Consider the following 18075-nt stretch of genomic DNA (forward strand, 5'->3'; position numbering starts at 1 on the left):
CGGACATGCGCAGCGCTCTGCGGAAGACGGCCGCAGCCGTCCGGTTCCGTCCGCGCACGGAAAACATACGGCGTATTTGCACTACCGTCTAGGTCAAATACTGTTCTGCCCCTGCCCGGAACATTCTTCATGACAGGAAAGCGCATGCCGCAATGTTTTGGAAAAGCCGCCGGAAGCGGAAAGCTTCGTACTTGCCTACCCGTATGAAAAGGTGTAAAAGGTCCGGGCTGTCCAGACTGCCGTCAGTCCGGGACCGGTGACACACGCATATTCAACATCATATTCCATGTTAGATTTTTTACGCAAACATACAATCGTCATCATGGCGGCCATGGCCCTGGTGTTCGTGGGCCTCATGTTCATCGGCGGGGACGTAAGCGGCGGTTCCCTGTCCGGCATGTTCAAGCAGACTTTCGTGACCGTGGACGGGAAGTCCTACGGAGAGAAGGATTACGTGAATATGGGTCAAACGGGCCGCAACCTGGCCTATTCCTTCTCTTCCAGCTTCGCTCCCCTGCTTCAGAACCACTTTGCCACGGAACAGGATTTGCGGAATATCTGCTACCTGATGAAGACCAATAATCCCAACGCCGCCTTCCTGGCCTACTGCGGCATCATCCGCCGGGAGGCGGAACGCCTGGGCCTCACCCCCAGCAATGCGGAGATTGACGAAGCCATCTGCAACATTCCGGAATTCCTGGATGACAAGGGCGTGTTCGATCCCAAGAAGTACGACGATTTCATTTCCATGCGCGGCAACCAGGGCAAGAAGCTCCAGGAAGAAATCCTGCGCGGCCTGATGGGAGACACCATGAGCTTGGTGCGCATTGAGGATGTCATCGCCGGCGGCGCTGCCGTGGAACCCAATTTTGCCCAGGCCGTGGCGGAATCTGAAAACCAGCAGATCACGGTCAACACCGCCTTCCTGGAAAAGAGCGCCTTCCGCCCCAAGACAGACCCCGGTGAAGAGGAAATCAAGACGTTCTGGGACAAGCACAAGGAGAACTACAGAAATGAGGAAGCCCGCTTCTTCACCGTATATACCTTCACTCCGGAAGGAGATGCCAAGGCTCCCAAGCCCGGCGATATTTCCAACGCCACCATGGAAACCATGAACTTGGTGGAAAACGACATCTGGGAACCCCTGAACGCCACCAACGGAAGAAACATGGACCAGACCATCGGCGAAGCCCTGGCCAAGACGCCCAACGTGTGCAAGATGGAGAAGAAAACCTATGCGGCCGTTACCCGCAAGAACGCGCCGGAAGAAATCAACCAGCCCATTAACCAGTCCGCTTCCGACGGACGCAGCGCCACCCTGCTGGACGTGGTCTTTTCCCTGACCGGCGCACCGGCCCTGAATGCCGATGCAGACGCCAAGGCCATTGAAGAGGCGCGCGCCAAGTCCGGAGCCGAACAGATCAGCACCATGCAGGTTCTGGAAGACGGCCAGGTGGTTCTGGTGAAGCTGGAAGGCATCACTCCCGTGAAGGCCCTGCCCTACGACATGGCGCGCAACAGCGCGCGGGCGGACCTGCTGGAAACCATGACCGAGGAATCCCTGAACAAGGCGGCCTCCGAACTCAGGACGGAACTGGACAAGGCCCCGGACGCCATTGAACAATTCAATGCCATTGCCTCCAAGGCAGGGGCGAAAACCGCCGCTTACGGCCCCTTCATCAATCCGAACATCCTTCTCAACAGCATTTACAGCCAGAACGCGAAGAGTCCGGAAGAATTCCAGGCCATCATGGACCAGGCCATGAGCTCCCGCCTGGCTCCCCCCAAGGAGCTTCCCGTTCCCCTGGAAGTTTTCGGAGCCTGCGCTCTCGTCAATCCCGGGAAAATGGCCCAGCCCATCGATACGGGGGACGGAATCCTGCTGGTCCAGCTGGTCAAGCGCGAACTGGAAGATACGCCCGAATTCCAGATCAAGGCCACGCAGCAGTATGCACCCGTTCTTTCCGCCCAGACCAGGGCCATGCTGATGATGGACTGGCTGAAAGCCTGCATCGCCAAGTACAAGGTGGAAATAGCCCCCATCGCCAACCAGCAGCGCTAACCCTCCCCGGTCATGACTGCCGCCGCCGTTTCGCATCCAGCCCTGGTCTGCACGCGGCGCATTGCATCCCGGCACCGTTTTCATGATGGCCCTCTTCCAGGGGCCATCATTTTTATTGCCCTTTCCGGAACTTTCTGACAACCGTCCTCCACCCCATGAACGCCCTTCCCTCCCAGTCCAGGTTCATCATCGGCACGGAAGCCTGCGAACGCTTCAGCTTCTACGGCATGAAATCCATCCTGATGCTGTACATGACCGGCCACCTGCTGATGAGCGAGAACTGGGCCACTTCCACGCTGCACATCTTCGTGGGCATGGTGTACCTGCTGCCGGTGGCGGGGGCGTGGCTGGCGGACAAGGTATGGGGACGGTACAAGACCATCCTGTACATTTCCCTGCTTTACTGCGTGGGGCACGGGGTGCTGGCCACCGCAGACCTGTTCCAAACCATTGAGGCGCGCCGCTACATCCTGATGGCGGGCCTCTTGATCATCGCCCTGGGGGCCGGCGGCATCAAGCCGTGCGTTTCCGCCTTCATGGGGGACCAGATTCCGGACAAGTCCCCGCGGCTGATGACCAAGGCGTTCAACGCCTTTTACTGGGCCATCAACCTCGGTTCCTTTTTCTCCTTCCTGGTGATCCCGGCCATGGAACAGCATTACGGCTACAGCTGGGCCTTTGCCGTGCCGGGCATCTTCATGGGGATCGCCACCTTCGTTTTCTGGCTGGGACGCCGCGAATACAACAAAATACCGCCCTCACGGAGTGCAAGCCGCGGCGGCTTCTGGCGGGTGCTCTTTACCGTCCTTTTCCGCGGGGGCTGGAACAAGGCAACTCTGCTCTGCGGGGAAAACGCCGTTACGGACACGCGGCACATCCTGAAAATCCTTTCCATTTTCGCGTTCGTCATCCCGTTCTGGTCCATTTTTGACCAGACGGCTTCCTCCTGGGTGGCCCAGGGCAACAACATGATTCCCATCTCCATTCCCCTGCCGGGTTCCGGAACATGGTCCATCGGCCCGGAGGAGATACAGGCAGCCAATCCCGTTTTCGTGATGATTTTCATCCCGCTCATCACCGTTTTCGTTTATCCGAACGTGGTGAGGCTCGCCAAACCGCTTGTCCGGCTCGGCACGGGCATCGCCCTGAGTTCCGTCACTTTCCTGATCGTGGCGTGGCTTCAGCACAGGCTGGAGTCGGGAGCCGTCATGTCCATTGCCTGGCAGCTCATTCCCTACTGCGTGCTGACGATTTCCGAGATTCTGGTCAGCACCACCGGCCTTGAATTTGCCTATACGCAGGCTCCCCTCCATTTAAAAAGCGTCATCACCAGCTTCTGGAACCTCACCATCTTTGCGGGGAACATGCTGGTGGCGGCCATCACCTTCTTCCTTTCCAACGGCCAGGCTTCCAACGCCATTTCCACGGACCGCTTCCTGCTGTACTCCGCCCTCGCCGGAATCGTCGCTGTAGCCTACTTTTTCCGGGCGCGCCGGTACGGGACAACAGACCCGGCATAAGCTATCCGGTTTCCCTAGAGACAGAAGACAGGATTTTGCGGACCCCCTCTCCGCCAAGCCGGGCCTTGCCCTCGCTGCGGCAGGGTTCCCATTGCCTGCGGCACCCGTCAACCGTGCGTTGCGGATTCCGGCAACGAACGGCCTGCTTTACTGTTCAGGTTGCATGCCATGTTCCCCTACTCCTGCCTTCATCAGGAAACCTCCGGGAACCATGGAACCAGTCCCGAGGCACAGGGAAACCGCCTTGTCTCATTCCTCCGCCCGATTTTTTTAAGGCAGGGAATGGGGCAAAAAGGTTACAGGCCGATAAAAACAGGTCAAAGAAATCCGTCCGTCCCCGGAGCGCCAGGAACGGGCAGGAAGAGGAAAAAACAAGGATCAGCGGAAGAAAGCCATTCCGTCAACGGCCGGCCGCCGCGGTTGCGGCGTCAGGATATTCTGCAATCGTTGAGCAGTTCGTCCATGTAGAAGGTCATTTCCGCCAGGGCTTCCCGGTATTCCGTCTGCGGCAGGAGCCACAGGATTTCACGGGCGGCCTCGTTTTTCTCCAGGGCCACCTGGATCGCCTTGTCCAGGGATTCCGCAAAGACGGGGTTGTCATGGAATTCGGAATAATCCACCGCTTCCCGGTTTTCAATGGCGTCGCGCAGGGTAGCTTCCACATTCCTGTCGCCGCATTCCAGCAGATTGAAAATGGGGAGGGTCAGCTTGCCCTTTCCGGCGTCCGTATGAAGGGTCTTGCCGGCATCGTCCTCATCACCCACCATGTCCAGGCAGTCGTCGTAGATCTGGTACGCCACGCCCAGCAGATCGCCCAGCTGGTACAGGGATTCCTCTACTTCCGGGGAAACGCCGGATATCCAGCCCGCGCCGCCCGTGGCGGCGGAGAACAGGGAGGCGGTCTTCTTGCGAATGATTTCAAAGTATTCCTCACGCGTCATGCTCAGGTCGTACAGCCGGCTGGACTGCGCCACTTCCCCCTGGCAGACGTTCCTGACGGTCTGCGCAAGCTTGCGGCAGAATTCCGTACTGCCGAATTCTGTGCCCAGCACCATGGCGTGGGAGAAGAGAACGTCCCCCAGCAGCACGGCCAAGCTGTTGCCCCACAGGGCGTTAGCCGTGGCTTCGTCCCGGCGCTTGTCGGCCTCGTCAATCACGTCGTCATGCACCAGAGAGGCCAGATGCACCATTTCCAGCAGCGCGCCCAGGCGGATGTGCTCCGGCTTGATTCCTCCCGTGGCCCCGCCCACCAGCAGCGTCAGCGCGGGCCGCAGCATCTTGCCCTTTGACTGGCAGACGGTTTCCATGTAGTCGGTGACTTCGGGATCAAAACATGCTGCCTGGGCTTCCACAAATTCAGAGACCTGCTTCAACTCCGGCTTGATCAACTGGAGATAATGCTTCTGGGATCGTAATTTTGAAAAGAACGGAATGGACATGATATGGGAACGAGGGACGCGCGGTCAGCGCTGGGGAATTGTTGCATATTTAGAGTTCTCTAGCAACGTATTTCACGGAATATCCGTGCATGAACAGACAGGATTTTTCCGAAACGCCGTCACGGAAACCCTGAAAACCGATGAACGATAAGGCTCATTTTGACCTTGAGCACGGGCATTTTCCTTTTACACTACCTTGTCATGAGAGTCTTGGTCTATGATTGCAGCGCAGGCATCAGCGGAGACATGAATCTGGCCGCCCTGATCGACCTGGGCGCGGACCGGGATATTCTGGAACGGGAATTGTCCAAATTGAACGTTCATGGGGAGTGGAAGCTGGAATGCCGCCGTGCCGCGCAGGCCGGCATCCACGGCATGCGGGTTGACGTGCTGGCCCATGAACACGGCCATTCCGGCCACAGCCACGAACACCACCACCGGACGATGGCGGACATCAGGCGCATCATCACGGAAAGCGGACTTCCGGATGCCGTACAGAAGACGGCTCTCTCCATTTTTTCCCTGCTGGCGGAAGCGGAGGCCCATGTGCACGGCACTACGCCGGACCAGGTGCATTTTCACGAAGTGGGCGCCGTCGATTCCATCATCGACATCGTGGGCGCGGCCATCTGCCTGGACCTGCTCCGTGCGGATGCCGTTTTTACGGGCCCCGTGGAGCTGGGCGGCGGCCGCGTCACCTGCCAGCACGGCGTGATGCCCGTTCCGGCGCCCGCCACCGCGCTGCTAGCGCGCCATTTCCAGTCCACCCTGAACGGCACGCCGCATGAGGCGACCACGCCCACCGGAGCTGCCTACATCGCCGCCGTGGCACAGCCCGCGCCTTCCCCGCTTTCCGGCCGCATCACCGCCTCCGGCTACGGCATCGGCCACAGGGAGGGCCTGCCCCTCCCGAACATCCTCCGGGTGATGCTGGTGGAGACGGAGGAACAGGATACGGCCACGGAACGCCTGACGGAACTGTGCGCCAACATAGACGACATGACACCGGAACAGACCGCCTACCTGGCGGAAAAGCTGATGGAGGCGGGCGCCCTGGACGCATGGCAGGAATCCATCTGCATGAAGAAGGGACGCCTGGCATTCAAGATCTGCGCGCTGTGCCTGCCGGAACATGCGGACCGGGTCAGAACCGCCTTTTTCCGGAACAGCAGCACGCCGGGCATCCGCCAGTATGACGCCTGCCGCCACATCCTGCGCCGGGAATGCTCCACCGTGCAGACCCGCCACGGCACGGTAGGCGTAAAGACCTCCTTCATGAACGGACGGCCCCACCACCGGAAGGCGGAGTTCGAGGATTGCAAGGCCCTGGCGGAAGCGACCGGGCTGCCGCTGGAAGAATGCCAGATGATGGGGCTTTTCCCCCACGACGACCATGACGAGTCCCGCCAAGATTCCCTTTGAACGGCTGCGCTCCGTCCTGCTCCCCATGGAGCGCGTCGCCGTCGCCCTGTCCGGAGGACTGGACAGCAGCGTGCTGCTGGTCGCCGCAGCCGATATTCTGGGCGCAGACCGCTGTCTGGCCCTGACGGCGGAAACACCCTACGTCATGCGGGAGGAACTCCGGGACAGCGCCGCCCTGTGCCGCCGCCTGGGCGTCAGGCAGGAAAAACTGGTCTTTCCCATTCTTCCGGAGATTGCGGAGAATCCCCCCCTGCGCTGCTACCTGTGCAAGCACGCCCTGTTTTCCGCCCTGGCCGGGCGGGCCGCAGAGCTCGGTTTTCCCCGGGTGGCGGACGGGTCCAACACGGACGACCTGGGCGACTACCGGCCGGGACGCAAGGCTCTTCACGAACTCGGCATTATCAGCCCCTTTCTGGAAGCGGGGATGGGCAAGGCGGACATACGCCTTCTGGCCCGCACCCTGAACCTGCCGGAAGACATCAGTGAAAAACCGGCCTATGCGTGCCTGCTGACGCGCCTGGAACACGGCCGCCCCGTCACGGAAAGCCTGCTGCGGCGCGTGGACGAGGCGGAAACTTTCCTGCGCTCTCTGGGGCTGAAGGGCTGCCGCGTCCGGGTACACGGAGAAGACCTGGCCCGCATTGAGCTTCCCGGCCCGGAACTCGGTCTGTTCCGCCAGGGCGGCCTGTCGGAAGCCGTCGTAAGCCGTCTCCGCGCCCTGGGCTTCCGTCACATCACCCTGGACCTGGAAGGGTATTCCCGGGGAAGCATGAACAAACCGTCATGAACAACATCACCGCCATCCTGCGCCAGCTTGAGGAAGGCCGCCTTTCCACGGAAGAGGCGGCGGAAAAGATCAGGGCTGCGGCGTCCCCCGCACTTTCCCACACGGACATCGACTACGACCGCCTGGAACGCACGGGATGCCCGGAGGTAATCTACGGAGCGGGCAAGACGCCCGTCCAGATTGAAGAAATAGCCCGCAACCTGCTGGACGCCGGGCAGAACGTGCTGGCTACCCGCTTGAATGAAGACGCCCTGCTCCATCTTTCCGGGGCCTTTCCGGAAGCGGACATGCATCCGGAGGCGCGCCTCATGCGCATTATCTCCTCCCCCCCTCCGCAGGCGGCGGGCTTCGTCGGCATCGTCAGTGCGGGCACGTCCGACCAGGCGGTGGCGGAAGAAGCCGCATTGACGGCGGAATTCCTGGGAAGCCGGGTGCGCCGCTACCGGGATTGCGGCGTGGCGGGGCTGCACCGCCTGGTGTCCCATCTGGATTCCATCCGGGAGGCCACCGTCCTCGTGGCCGTGGCGGGCATGGAGGGGGCGCTCCCCAGCGTGCTGGCGGGCCTGGTGAAGGCTCCCATGATCGCGGTGCCCACCAGCGTGGGGTACGGGGCCAACTTCCGCGGCGTGACCACGTTGCTGGCCATGATGAATTCCTGCGCCAACGGCGTTTCCGTGGTCAATATAGACAACGGCTTCGGCGCCGGATTCAACGCCCACCTCATCAACAGCCTCGCTTCCGGCTCGCGGTGACCGGAGAGGCCGCCGCGCGTTCCATGACGGAACCGCCGGTATCTGTCATGGACAGGCATGCCCGATGAGCGTTAAATGGACGCACAGCATCCCCGCCACCAGATCATGACCTTATCCCCCTTTTTTCACGGCCTGGCCTGTTCCCTGCTTGCGCTGACGGCCCAGGCCCTGGCCTGGCAGCCTTCCGGAGAAACCGTGCCTCCCGCCCCGCAGGAGTTCCGCGCCGCATGGATTTCCACCGTCCACAACATCGACTGGCCCTCCCGTTCCGGCCTTTCCGGCGCCGCCCAGCGCTCGGAACTGCTGAATATCCTGAACACCTGCGCCCAGTTGAAGCTGAACGCCGTGTTCCTCCAGGTGCGTCCGAACGCGGACGCCCTGTACCGTTCCTTCCTGGAGCCCTGGAGCCAGTGGCTTTCCGGCCCCGGCGTCAACCCGGGCTACGATCCCCTGGCCTTCGCCATTCAGGAGGCCCACCGCCGCGGCATTGAACTGCACGCGTGGTTCAACCCCTTCCGCGCCAAGGCAAACGTGAACCACGCCGTGGGCCGCAACCACATTTCCCTGACGCGGCCGGACCTGATGAAGCGCAGCGGCTCCGTGCTGCTGATGAACCCCAGCGCCTCCGCCTCCCGCGACCACGCCATGAAAGTCATCCTGGACGTCGTGCGCCGCTACGACATCGACGGAGTGCATCTCGACGACTACTTCTACCCCTACCCCGCGCCGGGCAGAAGCTGGACCCCCGGCAGCTTCGGCGACGGCAAGTCGCCCTCCCAGCGGCGGGCCTACATTGACGACTTCGTGCATGACATGTACAAGTCCGTCAAATCCTCCAAGCCGTGGGTGCGCGTGGGCATCAGCCCGTTCGGCATCTGGCGCCCGGGCGTGCCTGCCGGAATCGAGGCCGGAGTGGATGCCTACGAGCACCTGGCCTGCGACGCCCGCAAATGGCTTTCCAAAGGATGGGTGGATTATCTGGCTCCGCAGCTTTACTGGCGGTGCAGCCCGGCCAAGCAGAGTTTCCCGGCCCTGATGCAGTGGTGGGCCGCCCAGAACACGGGCCGCCCGGTCTGGCCCGGCATCGCCACGGCGCGCATCATGAGCAGCGAAGACCCGGGCCGCCCCGCCTCGGAAATCGCCGCGCAGGTCAACTACTCCCGCTCCCTGGCCCGCAACGCGCCGGGGCAGTGCTTCTGGAGCGTCAAGTCCATCATGAGGAACGCCGGGGGCATCCAGCGCTACCTGAACAAACTGTACCCCTCCATGGCCGTTCCCCCGGCCATGCCGTGGTGCGGCGCCGGAACGCCCGGACAGCCGCAGAATTTCACGGTGGCGGACAACGGCTCCACGGTGACCCTTTCCTGGCAGCCCTCCGGCAATCCCGTGCGGAAATGGGCCGTTCAGGCGCGCTACGGCAGCCAGTGGGCCACCCGCATCCTGCTGCCCGGCGGCCAGACCCGCGTGACGCTGCCCAAATCCTTTCTGGGAGATGCCGGTTCCATCGCGGTGCGGGGCGTAAGCGCGTACGGAGCGCAGGGGCCCGCGGCCGCCGCCAGGAGATAGCCGCCGCGGCTTTTCCGCCAGTCTTACGTAGAAAACGGGAAAAACAATTTCAAAGAAGTTTTTTGAACGCTTCCAAATCCACCTATGTCCAAACTTCCATGAATTCCCATGGTGCGGACATGAAAAGAAGGCGCTTTCTCGCGCTTTCCTCACTGGCGGCATTGGGAACGATCAGCCAGGCCCGGGCAACAGGGCCATTCATACAACAACAGCACAAGATGACTAAGAAGCAAAATCCCTCCACGGTCGGTTATGCCGACGGCAAGTACGTGTTACCCCCCCTTCCGTACGCCTACGATGCCCTTGAACCCCTGATGGATGAGAAAACGGTGCGCATTCATCACGACAAGCACCACGCGGCCTATGTCGCCGGCGCGAACGCCGCTGCAGAAAAACTCCGGGAAATTGCAGACGGCAAGCTGGACGCCTCCGCCACCACCAACTGGGTGCGCTCCCTTTCCTTCAACGTTTCCGGCCACGTCCTCCATACCATTTTCTGGACCAACATGACCCCCGATCCCAAGAAGGAGCCCCAGGGCCCGCTGATGGACGCCATCAAGGAAAAATTCGGCTCCCTGGACGGCATGATGAAGGAATTCAAGGCTGCGGCACTGGGCGTGGAAGGCTCCGGCTGGGGCATTCTGGGCGTGGACCCCATGAGCAAAACGCTGGTGATCTGCGGGGCGGAAAAGCACCAGAACGTGGAAATTCCCGGCCTGGTGCCCCTCCTGGTCTGCGACGTGTGGGAACACGCCTATTACCTGAAGCACCAGAACGCCAGGGCCAACTATATTGAAGACTTCTGCCGCCTCATCAACTGGGACGACGTGGAAGGACGCTACAAGGACGCCATGGCCTCCTGACCCGGCGCATACATCCCGATCTTTTTCTCAACGGTACGGACGTTTAACGGTCCGTGCCGTTTTTTTATATGCTGTTTCCCGGCTCTTGCATCTTGAAAAGGGATGAGGCATACTGCCGCGAGCTGATTATCTAACACCACCCACGTTGCATGAAAAAAGTTTTCGTCTCAGGCTGCTATGATATCGTCCATGCCGGACACATCCAGTTTTTTGAAGAGGCCCGCGCCCTGGGGGACTACCTGATCGTTTCCTTTGCCTCGGAACCCGTGCTCTGGCACCACAAGCAGCGCAAGCCCTCCATTCCGGACGAACACAAGAAGGTTCTTCTGGAAAGCCTGCGGATGGTGGACAAGGTCATCCTGGGCACGGGCATGAAGAAGGGGCTGGACTTCGAGGAGGAATTCCTGGCGGAAAAACCGGATATCCTGGCCGTGACGGAAGACGACCTGTACGGCCCCATCAAGAAGGAGCTGTGCTCGCGCGTAGGAGCTCAATACGTGGTCCTTCCCAAGACGCCGCCCAAATTCGCCCCCGTTTCCACCACCATGCTGGTCAACCGGATCAAGGCTCCGTCCTCCGTGCCGCTCCGCGTGGACTTTGCCGGAGGATGGCTGGACGTCCCCCGTTACGCCAGAAAAGACGCCTATGTGGTCAACTGCGCCATCACCCCGATGGTTTCCCTCTGCGAGTGGCCTTATGAAAAGCGTTCCGGGCTGGGCGGCAGCGGCGCGTGGGCCATGCTGGAAGGACGGGACCCCGTGGCTTCCGAGCTGGCGCTGGGCGTCGGCTGGCAGGACCCCGCCGTGATCGCGGAAACGGGCTTGTGCGTCTGGAGGTCCGGCGCCTCTCCCGTGCTGGACATGAAGGGCACCGGAGACTTTCTGGAGGGAAGGATGGCCATTCTTTACACGGGTTCCGAACACGATACGCCGAAAATGGCGGACGAATGCCGGGATTACGTGCGCATCGCCCAGTCTTCCCTGATCGCCCGCACGGGCGCTCTGGAACACAACATCCACACCCTGGCCGCAGGCGTGGCCCTGTATTACAGCGTCCAGCTTGACGAGGGCATGATTCCCCTTCCGGACATTCCCAACGCCCTGGCGAAGAAATACCTGGGCGGCGGCTACGGCGGCTATGCCCTGTACCTGTTCTCCTGCCGGGACGACCGGGACCAGGCCGTGAAGGACCATCCGGACATGAAGCGCGTGGAACCGTATTGCCGCCAACTGTTCAAGTAAGCTTTTGTCATGTCCCTGATGCGGAACAGCCTGGTCGCCTCCGGCGCCATCTTCGCATGCCGCCTGACCGGCATGGCCAGGGAAATCGTGTACACCTCCCTGTTCGGCGCCACGGGCGTGCTGGACGCCTTTTACACGGCCTTCCGCATTCCCAACCTGCTTAGGGACCTGTTCGCGGAAGGGGCCCTTTCCCAGTCCTACACCAGCGTGGCCTCCAAAACCCGGGAGGCGGAGGGGGACGCCGCCGCCTGGGAGCTGACCAACAAGGTGGCCACCCAGCTTTCCACGCTGATGGTCGCCATCGTCACGCTGGGCATCCTGTTTGCCGGCCCCATCATGGAAGCCCTTTACAGCGGGGACCATTCCGTGACGGACCAATTGTTCGCCACGGATCTGAGCCGCATCATGTGGCCCTTCATCGGCTTCGCTTCCCTGTCCGCCCTGGTGATGGGCGCGCTGAACATGGTGGGCGTCTTCGGACTGCCCATGCTGGCCTCCGCCGCCTTCAACGTCACGTCCATCGTGCTGGGCCTGCTGATCGGCTGGTTCATTGACCCCTCCTTCGGACCCAAAGCCCTGTACGGCTTTGCCTGCGGGGTGACGCTCGGGGGCATGGCCCAGATTGCCGTGCAGCTTCCCAAACTCCGCAGAACGGGTTTCCGCTGGAAGCCCAACTTCCAGTGGAACGACCCTAAAATCAAAAAAATCTGGGGGCTGATGCTGCCCTCCGTGCTGGCCTCCGGCGTCACGCAGTTCACCATTTTCATCAATACGGGCTTTGCGCTGAACCTGCAAAAAGGTTCCGTCACCGCGCTGACCACGGCATTCCGGCTCTGGCAGCTCCCCGTCGGCCTCTTCGGCGTGGCTACCGGAATGGTCGTGCTCCCGGCCGTCTCCCGCATGATGGTGGGGAATGGGAGGAAGGAAGTGGCGGCCCACATCGCCAAGGGACTGCGGCTGGTAGCGTTCTTCGCCGTTCCGGCCTTCCTGATCCTGTACATCCTGGGGACGGAATTCGTCTCCTCCGTGTACCAGTGGGGGCGCTTCAACCAGGATGCCGTGCGCTACACGGGAGAGGTGCTGGGTGCCTACTCCCTCGGCCTGCTGGGCTACGCCGGAACCAAGGTGGTGCAGCCCGTCTTCCTGGCCCTGGAAAAGCGCTGGGTTCCCCTCATCGCCGCCGCCGTGGCGCTGGCCATCAGCATCGGCCTCAACTACTACTTCGTGTACGTGCTGCATAAAAATGCGGCGTGGCTGGCATTCACCACCTCCGTGGTCACCACCTTCAACTTCCTTTTCTACTTCCTTTACCTGCGCCGCCAGCTCGGCGGCATGGACGGGAAGACGCTGGTTTCCGGCCTCCTGAAAATCCTGGCGGCGGCGGCCCTTCTGGGGGCGGTCTGCTGGGCCGGAAAAACGTGGTTCCTCCAGGGCTTCCTGGACTGGTCCTTCCCGTCAAGGGTGTTGGGCATTTCCCTGGTCTGCGGGTGCGCCGGCATCATTTACCTGCTGGCCGCCTTCCTGCTGAAAACGCCGGAACTTGATGCGGCACGGGCCAAACTCATGAAACGCTGACCCCGGCATTTCCCATCCGGAAAAGTCCGTATGCCCCGGCGGAGGAAAAAGAATGGCCCTTGCAAGCATTCTCCTTGCCAGAGCAGCGCTCAGTGAGTAAAGTTTTCCCGCTTAAGCGGAAAATAGCCTGTTTTCCGCGCCGGCATTCAAAAATCTACGATCTCACCACAATGGACATGATTTCCCCCAGCATTGCTGCATTAACCCCTTCCCTGACTCTCAAGGTGACTAACCGTGCCAAGGCCATGAAGGCCGCCGGTGAAGAAGTTTACGGTCTGGCGGGCGGTGAACCGGAAATGGACACCCCCGACAACATCAAGCAGGCAGCCATCACCGCCCTGAACAATGGCGCCACCAAGTACACCCCTTCCGCCGGCCTTCCCGCACTGCGCCAGGCCATCGCCGACAAGCTCAAGAGAGAAAACAACCTGGAATACGATCCTTCCCAGATCACGGTGGGAGCGGGCGCCAAGCACGCCTGCTTCAACGCCATCATGGCCACCGTCTCCGAAGGGGACGAAGTCATCATCCCGGCTCCCTACTGGGTCAGTTATCCGGAAATGGTCCGCATGTGCGGCGGTGTTCCCGTCATCGTGGAAACCACTCCGGAAAACGGCTGGAAGCTGACGGCCGAACAATTTGAGGAAGCCATGACCCCCCGCACCAAGATGGTCATTCTCACCACGCCGAACAATCCGACCGGAGCCGTTTATTTCGAAGAGGAACTGCGCGCTCTGGGCGAAGTGGCCGTGAGCGAGGACATCCTCATCCTGGCGGACGAAATTTACGAACACCTCGTGTACGGGGACGTCAAGCACGTCAGCATCGCCTCCCTCAGTCCGGAACTATACGACCTGACCATCACCATCAACGGCTTTTCCAAGGGCTACGCCATGACCGGCTGGCGCCTGGGCTACTCCGCCGCCCCGGCTCCCATCGCCAAGGCCATCCAGATGATCCAGGACCACACCACGTCCAACGTCTGCACCTTCGCCCAGTACGGCGGCATTGAGGCCCTTACCGGAGACCAGAGCTTCATCAGCGACATGCGCGACGAATACGACATGCGCCGCCAGTACGTCTATTCCCGCCTCAGCGCCATCCCGAACGTCAGCGTCGTGGAACCGCAGGGCGCCTTCTACTTCTTTGTGGACACCAGCAAACTGGGCCTCACCTCCCTGAACCTGTGCGACAAGCTTCTGGAACGCTACAAGGTGGCCGCCGTTCCCGGCATCGCCTTCGGCAATGACAAGGGCATCCGTATCAGCTACTGCACTACGCTGGACATTCTGAAGGAAGCGCTGGACCGCTTCGAGGAATTCTGCAAGGCGCACTAAGCGCTAACTCAGTTACAGTTATTTTCCCACTTTTCAAGGACCGCCTCATTCATGGGGCGGTTCTTTTTGTTGCAAACGGGAAATACTATGCCACTTCTTTGCAATTAAAACACCATATCTAACATATTTTTGGATTCATTGACATTTGAATGCATAACAGCCTATCATAAACACCCTTTTCGTTAAGTCCTTCATCTACATGAACTCTACCACCTTCAGCATCTCCTTTTCCGGCCTTCTTCTGTATGCCCTGATTTTGCTGACTCATGCAGAAGATATTCCAGCCACGGATGACCGCTCCCTGTACATCGAATCGGAAACTAAAGCAGTCTCCCCTCAATGTCTCATGGACAAAGGAGACCAGGATGAGGACAAGAAACGTACTGAAGTCGGAATCGGAGAAGTGGTTATATTAACCTTGAACGGCAAGCGATTAAAGGAAATAGATATGGACTCTATTGAATGGTCCCTGGAGCCGGAGAAGGTAGCCACCATCGAGGAATCGGACCAAGAAAAAAATCAGGCTACGCTGACGATCAATAAAGACCTCACTCAGAACACCACGCTGAAGATCCGGGTAAAAACCAATCTTGACGAAGAATTGCCGGAAAGACCTCCCTCCATTTTCACCATTCTTGTTCCTTCCGACATCACCGCAGAGCATTCCGGGGAACGGGACAAGGAACATCCCCAAGACAAGGAAAAAGACAGACCGGGGGCTTCCTCCAAGCTTGTTGTCACCTTTCTGCCCCTGAATGTCAGCTTCAGCAATATTTCCATCATGGAACGGGCGGAAGATCCGGAAGGATTCACTCCCGTGCATGTCCCGGGAAAACTGCTGATAAGGCCCAATGCCCTCAACATTCACCGTCATGATACCATTGGATGGAGATGGGACAAAGAGCAGGATATTCGTTTGCAGCACTTGCAGAACATGAAGCTTCCCGATTCCTTTTCATGGACATGCGGATGGTATGTACGCGCCGACGGCAAGGATTGCTGCAAGATCGGCAATGACACGTATTCCCAGGATTTCAGTTTCAAGTATGACGGGATAGAAACCGGAAAAGAATCCCCCACCAGGGGCTTGAAAAACATCAAGGTAAGCATCACCAAATTCAGATGCACCGTCACCCGCAGCACGTCGGGCGACGCGTTGCATGACAACTCCGCCACCCATTAATCAGCCCTCCTTGCAACCTCATGAACAAATGTTACCTTCTTTTCTTTTTCCTTTTCCTGCCGTTCTTTTCCGGATCCGCAACCCCACGGCAGGAACGGCTCCCCCTCCCCTCTGTCATCAGGAATCCGGACAAGCAGAATCCGGAACTCCTCCGGCTTCAGAAACTGCTGGACAACGGCCAGCTTATCCTGTTTTACCAGGGGGCCGACAAAATGCGGAAAGAAGCCAAACGCTACAGGAAGAAGGACGTTACGCCCCAGGAACTGACGGACGGACTCTTTCTGTGTTACATGATTGCCAAGGCACCGTTCCTTGACCTCAACGACTACAACAATGTCGAATGGGTTTCCGAGTATAGTGATCTGGATCACACCGTAAAAGAATTCATGTCCAACAGCATCCCGTTCATCGCCCTGACGGACAAAAATAGCAAGCTCCCGAACAAGGAAGAAGCCCTGCGGTTTTATTTAAGCGCCGCCGCGCTGGTGCTTAAACAATTCCACAGCCAGGTGGACTACGCTTTTAAAGCTACGGAGATTTGCGCCGACATGCTCATTGATTACGCCTCCGACATGTCCGGCGAGCAGGAAACCAGACTGTTCAACACTACAAGCGCTCGCGGAGCGAGAAGCAACAACGCCCAGTACATCATCAAAAGCAAGGAACGCGGATTCATCAGGGAATTGATGACCTGCTTCCCGACCAAGGCACGGGAAGTCAGAAAATACCTCAACCTGGCCGGATATGAAGACAAGGAAATCCCGGCCCTGCTGGATAGAACCGTCGGCAGGGTACCGGAAGCCGCCTACCTGTACAAGGGACTGCCCCGGCAAAGGAATGAACATGGCGGGAAGGATTACTTGCGTTGACATGAAAATGCGCGCCATGCCTTGCAACCGGATTGCGCCTTTCTGGGAGACATGGTTTAATTGCCAGATATGAATACCCCCGTTCTCAATGACAACCTGCGTTCCGCCACGGAAGCCCTTTGCAACCTTCTTGCCAAGGAAGACCAGGTTGTGTCCTCCAAGGCCAAAATCGGCCTGTTTTTCCAGAATCCGGAAGCCACCAAGCTTTTTGAAGAAGTGAACGCCTACGGCGAAGAACTGCGCAACAAGCACCTGGCCGGCATGCCGCCGACGGAAGAGGAAATCGCCAAGTTCGACACCCTGCGTGAAAACGTGGTCAAGAACGACGCCGCACGCGGCTTCCTGGAAGCTCGCCAGACCATTGACGAAATCCTGAACACCATCAATCACTATCTGGGCATGTCCATCGACCTCGGCCGCGCCCCCACTCCTGAAGAAATCGAGGAAGCCCGCCAGCGTGCCATGAGCGCCCAGTCCTCCTGCTCCTGCGGAGGCGACTGCAACAAGGAAAGCTGCGACTGCGACGGCAATTGCGACCACGATCACGACCACAAGGACGGCGGCTGCGGTTGCGGCAATCACTGATCATTTTTTCAGACAATCATTTTCACCAATTTTCACCATTGGGCAAGGCTTGCCCGGTGGTGATTTTTTATGCCCCCGGCAGAAGAGGGAGGAAAAAGACGAATCAAAGGCCTTTTTCCATGTGATGAGGTTATTTGTCCGCCCCTTTCCCCTTCATGTTGCTTTTGAGATATTGGCCCAGTTCCCGGCAGCCGCTGCCGAGGGCATAATCAGCGGCGGTTTCCCCCTGCTCGTTGACGGCGTCGGGATCGGCCTTCCATCCGAGCAGCAAATCAACCATGGCACGGTCATTCCGGCAGGCGGCCAGCATGAGAGGGGTGCTTCCCATCTGTCCGGCGCTGTTGACATCCGCTCCCTGTTTGAAAAGCCATTCCGCAATCGCGGCATTTTTACCGCAAACAGCTTCCCGGAACAGGGCATTCAATTTTTCCCCTTTTCCGGGAACGGCTCCCCGGCCCAGCAGGAAGTCAAAAATATCTTTCCTGCCCAGCGCCGCGGAGGCCATCAATGCCCTGCGTCCCTCCCGTCCGTGAATATCCGCCCCCTGGCTCAATGCTTTCAAAGCCTGTTGAAGGTTGGACAGTTTGTTGGAGGGCAAGGCGCCTTTCCCGGCTATTTGATCAATCCATTCCTCCACTATCTGACAAGCCTTTTCATAGGTGGCGGGTTTCACGGCGTCCGGCGCGGCCTGGACGGCGTTTCCGGAAGACGCCCCGGCTCCCCACGCAACAAGAGGAAACAGGGCAACACAACAAATATTCATCAGTTTCATTCTGTTATTGTATAATTCCCTGCATGTATCCGGCAAGTTACAAAACGGTTACTTTTTTGTGTTTCCGCCGGAACAGTCAAGACGCTTGAACAGGCTGTGCAG

At 59.5% G+C, this 18075-nt stretch carries 15 protein-coding genes; 13 read left to right on the forward strand and 2 right to left on the reverse strand.

What is annotated here, in order from left to right:
- The first annotated feature begins 286 nt into the window (after positions 1-286).
- Complete coding sequence (locus OQH67_RS00720; RefSeq protein WP_215434977.1) at positions 287-2062, forward strand: peptidylprolyl isomerase; 1776 nt, start codon at positions 287-289, stop codon at positions 2060-2062.
- Between the two features lie 155 nt (positions 2063-2217).
- Positions 2218-3582 (forward strand): POT-type proton-dependent oligopeptide transporter, encoded by a 1365-nt coding sequence (locus tag OQH67_RS00725; RefSeq protein WP_215434976.1) that lies wholly within the window; start codon positions 2218-2220, stop codon positions 3580-3582.
- A 428-nt stretch (positions 3583-4010) separates the two neighbouring features.
- On the opposite strand, the gene OQH67_RS00730 is transcribed toward OQH67_RS00725, so the two are convergent.
- Positions 4011-5021 carry a polyprenyl synthetase family protein gene (locus OQH67_RS00730; protein ID WP_067571620.1) on the reverse strand — a complete coding sequence of 337 codons (1011 nt, stop codon included), beginning with the start codon at positions 5019-5021 and terminating at the stop codon, positions 4011-4013.
- A gap of 201 nt (positions 5022-5222) precedes the next feature.
- Here OQH67_RS00730 and larC point away from each other — a divergent pair, with 201 nt between their 5' ends.
- The 11 genes from larC to OQH67_RS00785 all read left to right on the forward strand — a co-directional run bounded on the left by larC (position 5223) and on the right by OQH67_RS00785 (position 17201).
- A complete protein-coding gene (gene larC, locus OQH67_RS00735) occupies positions 5223-6443 on the forward strand; it encodes a nickel pincer cofactor biosynthesis protein LarC (RefSeq protein WP_215434975.1) in 1221 nt (406 codons plus the stop codon).
- Positions 6415-7230, forward strand: a complete 816-nt coding sequence (gene larE / locus OQH67_RS00740; protein ID WP_215434974.1) for an ATP-dependent sacrificial sulfur transferase LarE — start codon at positions 6415-6417, stop codon at positions 7228-7230. The genes larC and larE overlap by 29 nt, the downstream gene beginning before the upstream one ends.
- A complete protein-coding gene (gene larB / locus OQH67_RS00745) occupies positions 7227-7982 on the forward strand; it encodes a nickel pincer cofactor biosynthesis protein LarB (protein WP_215434973.1) in 756 nt (251 codons plus the stop codon). The genes larE and larB overlap by 4 nt, the downstream gene beginning before the upstream one ends.
- Before the next feature lie 75 nt (positions 7983-8057).
- The gene (locus tag OQH67_RS00750; RefSeq protein ID WP_251828141.1) at positions 8058-9548 is read left to right on the forward strand and encodes a glycoside hydrolase family 10-like protein; all 1491 of its coding nucleotides are present in this window, start codon (positions 8058-8060) and stop codon (positions 9546-9548) included.
- Between the two features lie 218 nt (positions 9549-9766).
- Positions 9767-10411: a superoxide dismutase gene (locus OQH67_RS00755; protein WP_215434971.1), complete on the forward strand. Its 645-nt coding sequence runs from the start codon at positions 9767-9769 to the stop codon at positions 10409-10411.
- A gap of 149 nt (positions 10412-10560) precedes the next feature.
- On the forward strand, positions 10561-11652 hold the full coding sequence (locus OQH67_RS00760) for an adenylyltransferase/cytidyltransferase family protein (protein WP_215434970.1): 1092 nt from the start codon (positions 10561-10563) through the stop codon (positions 11650-11652).
- Between the two features lie 9 nt (positions 11653-11661).
- Positions 11662-13227 carry a murein biosynthesis integral membrane protein MurJ gene (murJ, locus tag OQH67_RS00765; protein ID WP_215434969.1) on the forward strand — a complete coding sequence of 522 codons (1566 nt, stop codon included), beginning with the start codon at positions 11662-11664 and terminating at the stop codon, positions 13225-13227.
- Positions 13228-13397: 170 nt separating this feature from the next.
- On the forward strand, positions 13398-14564 hold the full coding sequence (locus OQH67_RS00770) for a pyridoxal phosphate-dependent aminotransferase (protein ID WP_215434968.1): 1167 nt from the start codon (positions 13398-13400) through the stop codon (positions 14562-14564).
- Between the two features lie 199 nt (positions 14565-14763).
- Complete coding sequence (locus tag OQH67_RS00775; RefSeq protein WP_215434967.1) at positions 14764-15747, forward strand: hypothetical protein; 984 nt, start codon at positions 14764-14766, stop codon at positions 15745-15747.
- Positions 15748-15767: 20 nt separating this feature from the next.
- Positions 15768-16616, forward strand: coding sequence for a hypothetical protein (locus tag OQH67_RS00780; RefSeq protein WP_215434966.1), 849 nt, complete (start codon positions 15768-15770; stop codon positions 16614-16616).
- Positions 16617-16685: 69 nt separating this feature from the next.
- Entirely contained in the window at positions 16686-17201 is a 516-nt protein-coding gene (locus OQH67_RS00785; RefSeq protein ID WP_067571605.1) for a YlbF/YmcA family competence regulator, read from the forward strand.
- 130 nt (positions 17202-17331) lie between these two features.
- On the opposite strand, the gene OQH67_RS00790 is transcribed toward OQH67_RS00785, so the two are convergent.
- A complete protein-coding gene (locus OQH67_RS00790; protein ID WP_265145558.1) occupies positions 17332-17973 on the reverse strand; it encodes an ankyrin repeat domain-containing protein in 642 nt (213 codons plus the stop codon).
- Between the last annotated feature and the right edge of the window lie 102 nt (positions 17974-18075).

The sequence above is a fragment of the Akkermansia biwaensis genome, from assembly GCF_026072915.1.
GTDB lineage: Bacteria > Verrucomicrobiota > Verrucomicrobiia > Verrucomicrobiales > Akkermansiaceae > Akkermansia > Akkermansia biwaensis.

What these genes read in the sequence shown, in the direction of transcription:
- OQH67_RS00720 (WP_215434977.1), top strand. Translation starts at nt 287, where the DNA reads ATGTTAGATTTTTTACGCAAACATACAATCGTCATCATGGCGGCCATG.
- OQH67_RS00725 (WP_215434976.1), top strand. Translation starts at nt 2,218, where the DNA reads ATGAACGCCCTTCCCTCCCAGTCCAGGTTCATCATCGGCACGGAAGCC.
- OQH67_RS00730 (WP_067571620.1), bottom strand. Translation starts at nt 5,021, where the DNA reads ATGTCCATTCCGTTCTTTTCAAAATTACGATCCCAGAAGCATTATCTC.
- larC (WP_215434975.1), top strand. Translation starts at nt 5,223, where the DNA reads ATGAGAGTCTTGGTCTATGATTGCAGCGCAGGCATCAGCGGAGACATG.
- larE (WP_215434974.1), top strand. Translation starts at nt 6,415, where the DNA reads ATGACGAGTCCCGCCAAGATTCCCTTTGAACGGCTGCGCTCCGTCCTG.
- larB (WP_215434973.1), top strand. Translation starts at nt 7,227, where the DNA reads ATGAACAACATCACCGCCATCCTGCGCCAGCTTGAGGAAGGCCGCCTT.
- OQH67_RS00750 (WP_251828141.1), top strand. Translation starts at nt 8,058, where the DNA reads ATGGACGCACAGCATCCCCGCCACCAGATCATGACCTTATCCCCCTTT.
- OQH67_RS00755 (WP_215434971.1), top strand. Translation starts at nt 9,767, where the DNA reads ATGACTAAGAAGCAAAATCCCTCCACGGTCGGTTATGCCGACGGCAAG.
- OQH67_RS00760 (WP_215434970.1), top strand. Translation starts at nt 10,561, where the DNA reads ATGAAAAAAGTTTTCGTCTCAGGCTGCTATGATATCGTCCATGCCGGA.
- murJ (WP_215434969.1), top strand. Translation starts at nt 11,662, where the DNA reads ATGTCCCTGATGCGGAACAGCCTGGTCGCCTCCGGCGCCATCTTCGCA.
- OQH67_RS00770 (WP_215434968.1), top strand. Translation starts at nt 13,398, where the DNA reads ATGGACATGATTTCCCCCAGCATTGCTGCATTAACCCCTTCCCTGACT.
- OQH67_RS00775 (WP_215434967.1), top strand. Translation starts at nt 14,764, where the DNA reads ATGAACTCTACCACCTTCAGCATCTCCTTTTCCGGCCTTCTTCTGTAT.
- OQH67_RS00780 (WP_215434966.1), top strand. Translation starts at nt 15,768, where the DNA reads ATGAACAAATGTTACCTTCTTTTCTTTTTCCTTTTCCTGCCGTTCTTT.
- OQH67_RS00785 (WP_067571605.1), top strand. Translation starts at nt 16,686, where the DNA reads ATGAATACCCCCGTTCTCAATGACAACCTGCGTTCCGCCACGGAAGCC.
- OQH67_RS00790 (WP_265145558.1), bottom strand. Translation starts at nt 17,973, where the DNA reads ATGAAACTGATGAATATTTGTTGTGTTGCCCTGTTTCCTCTTGTTGCG.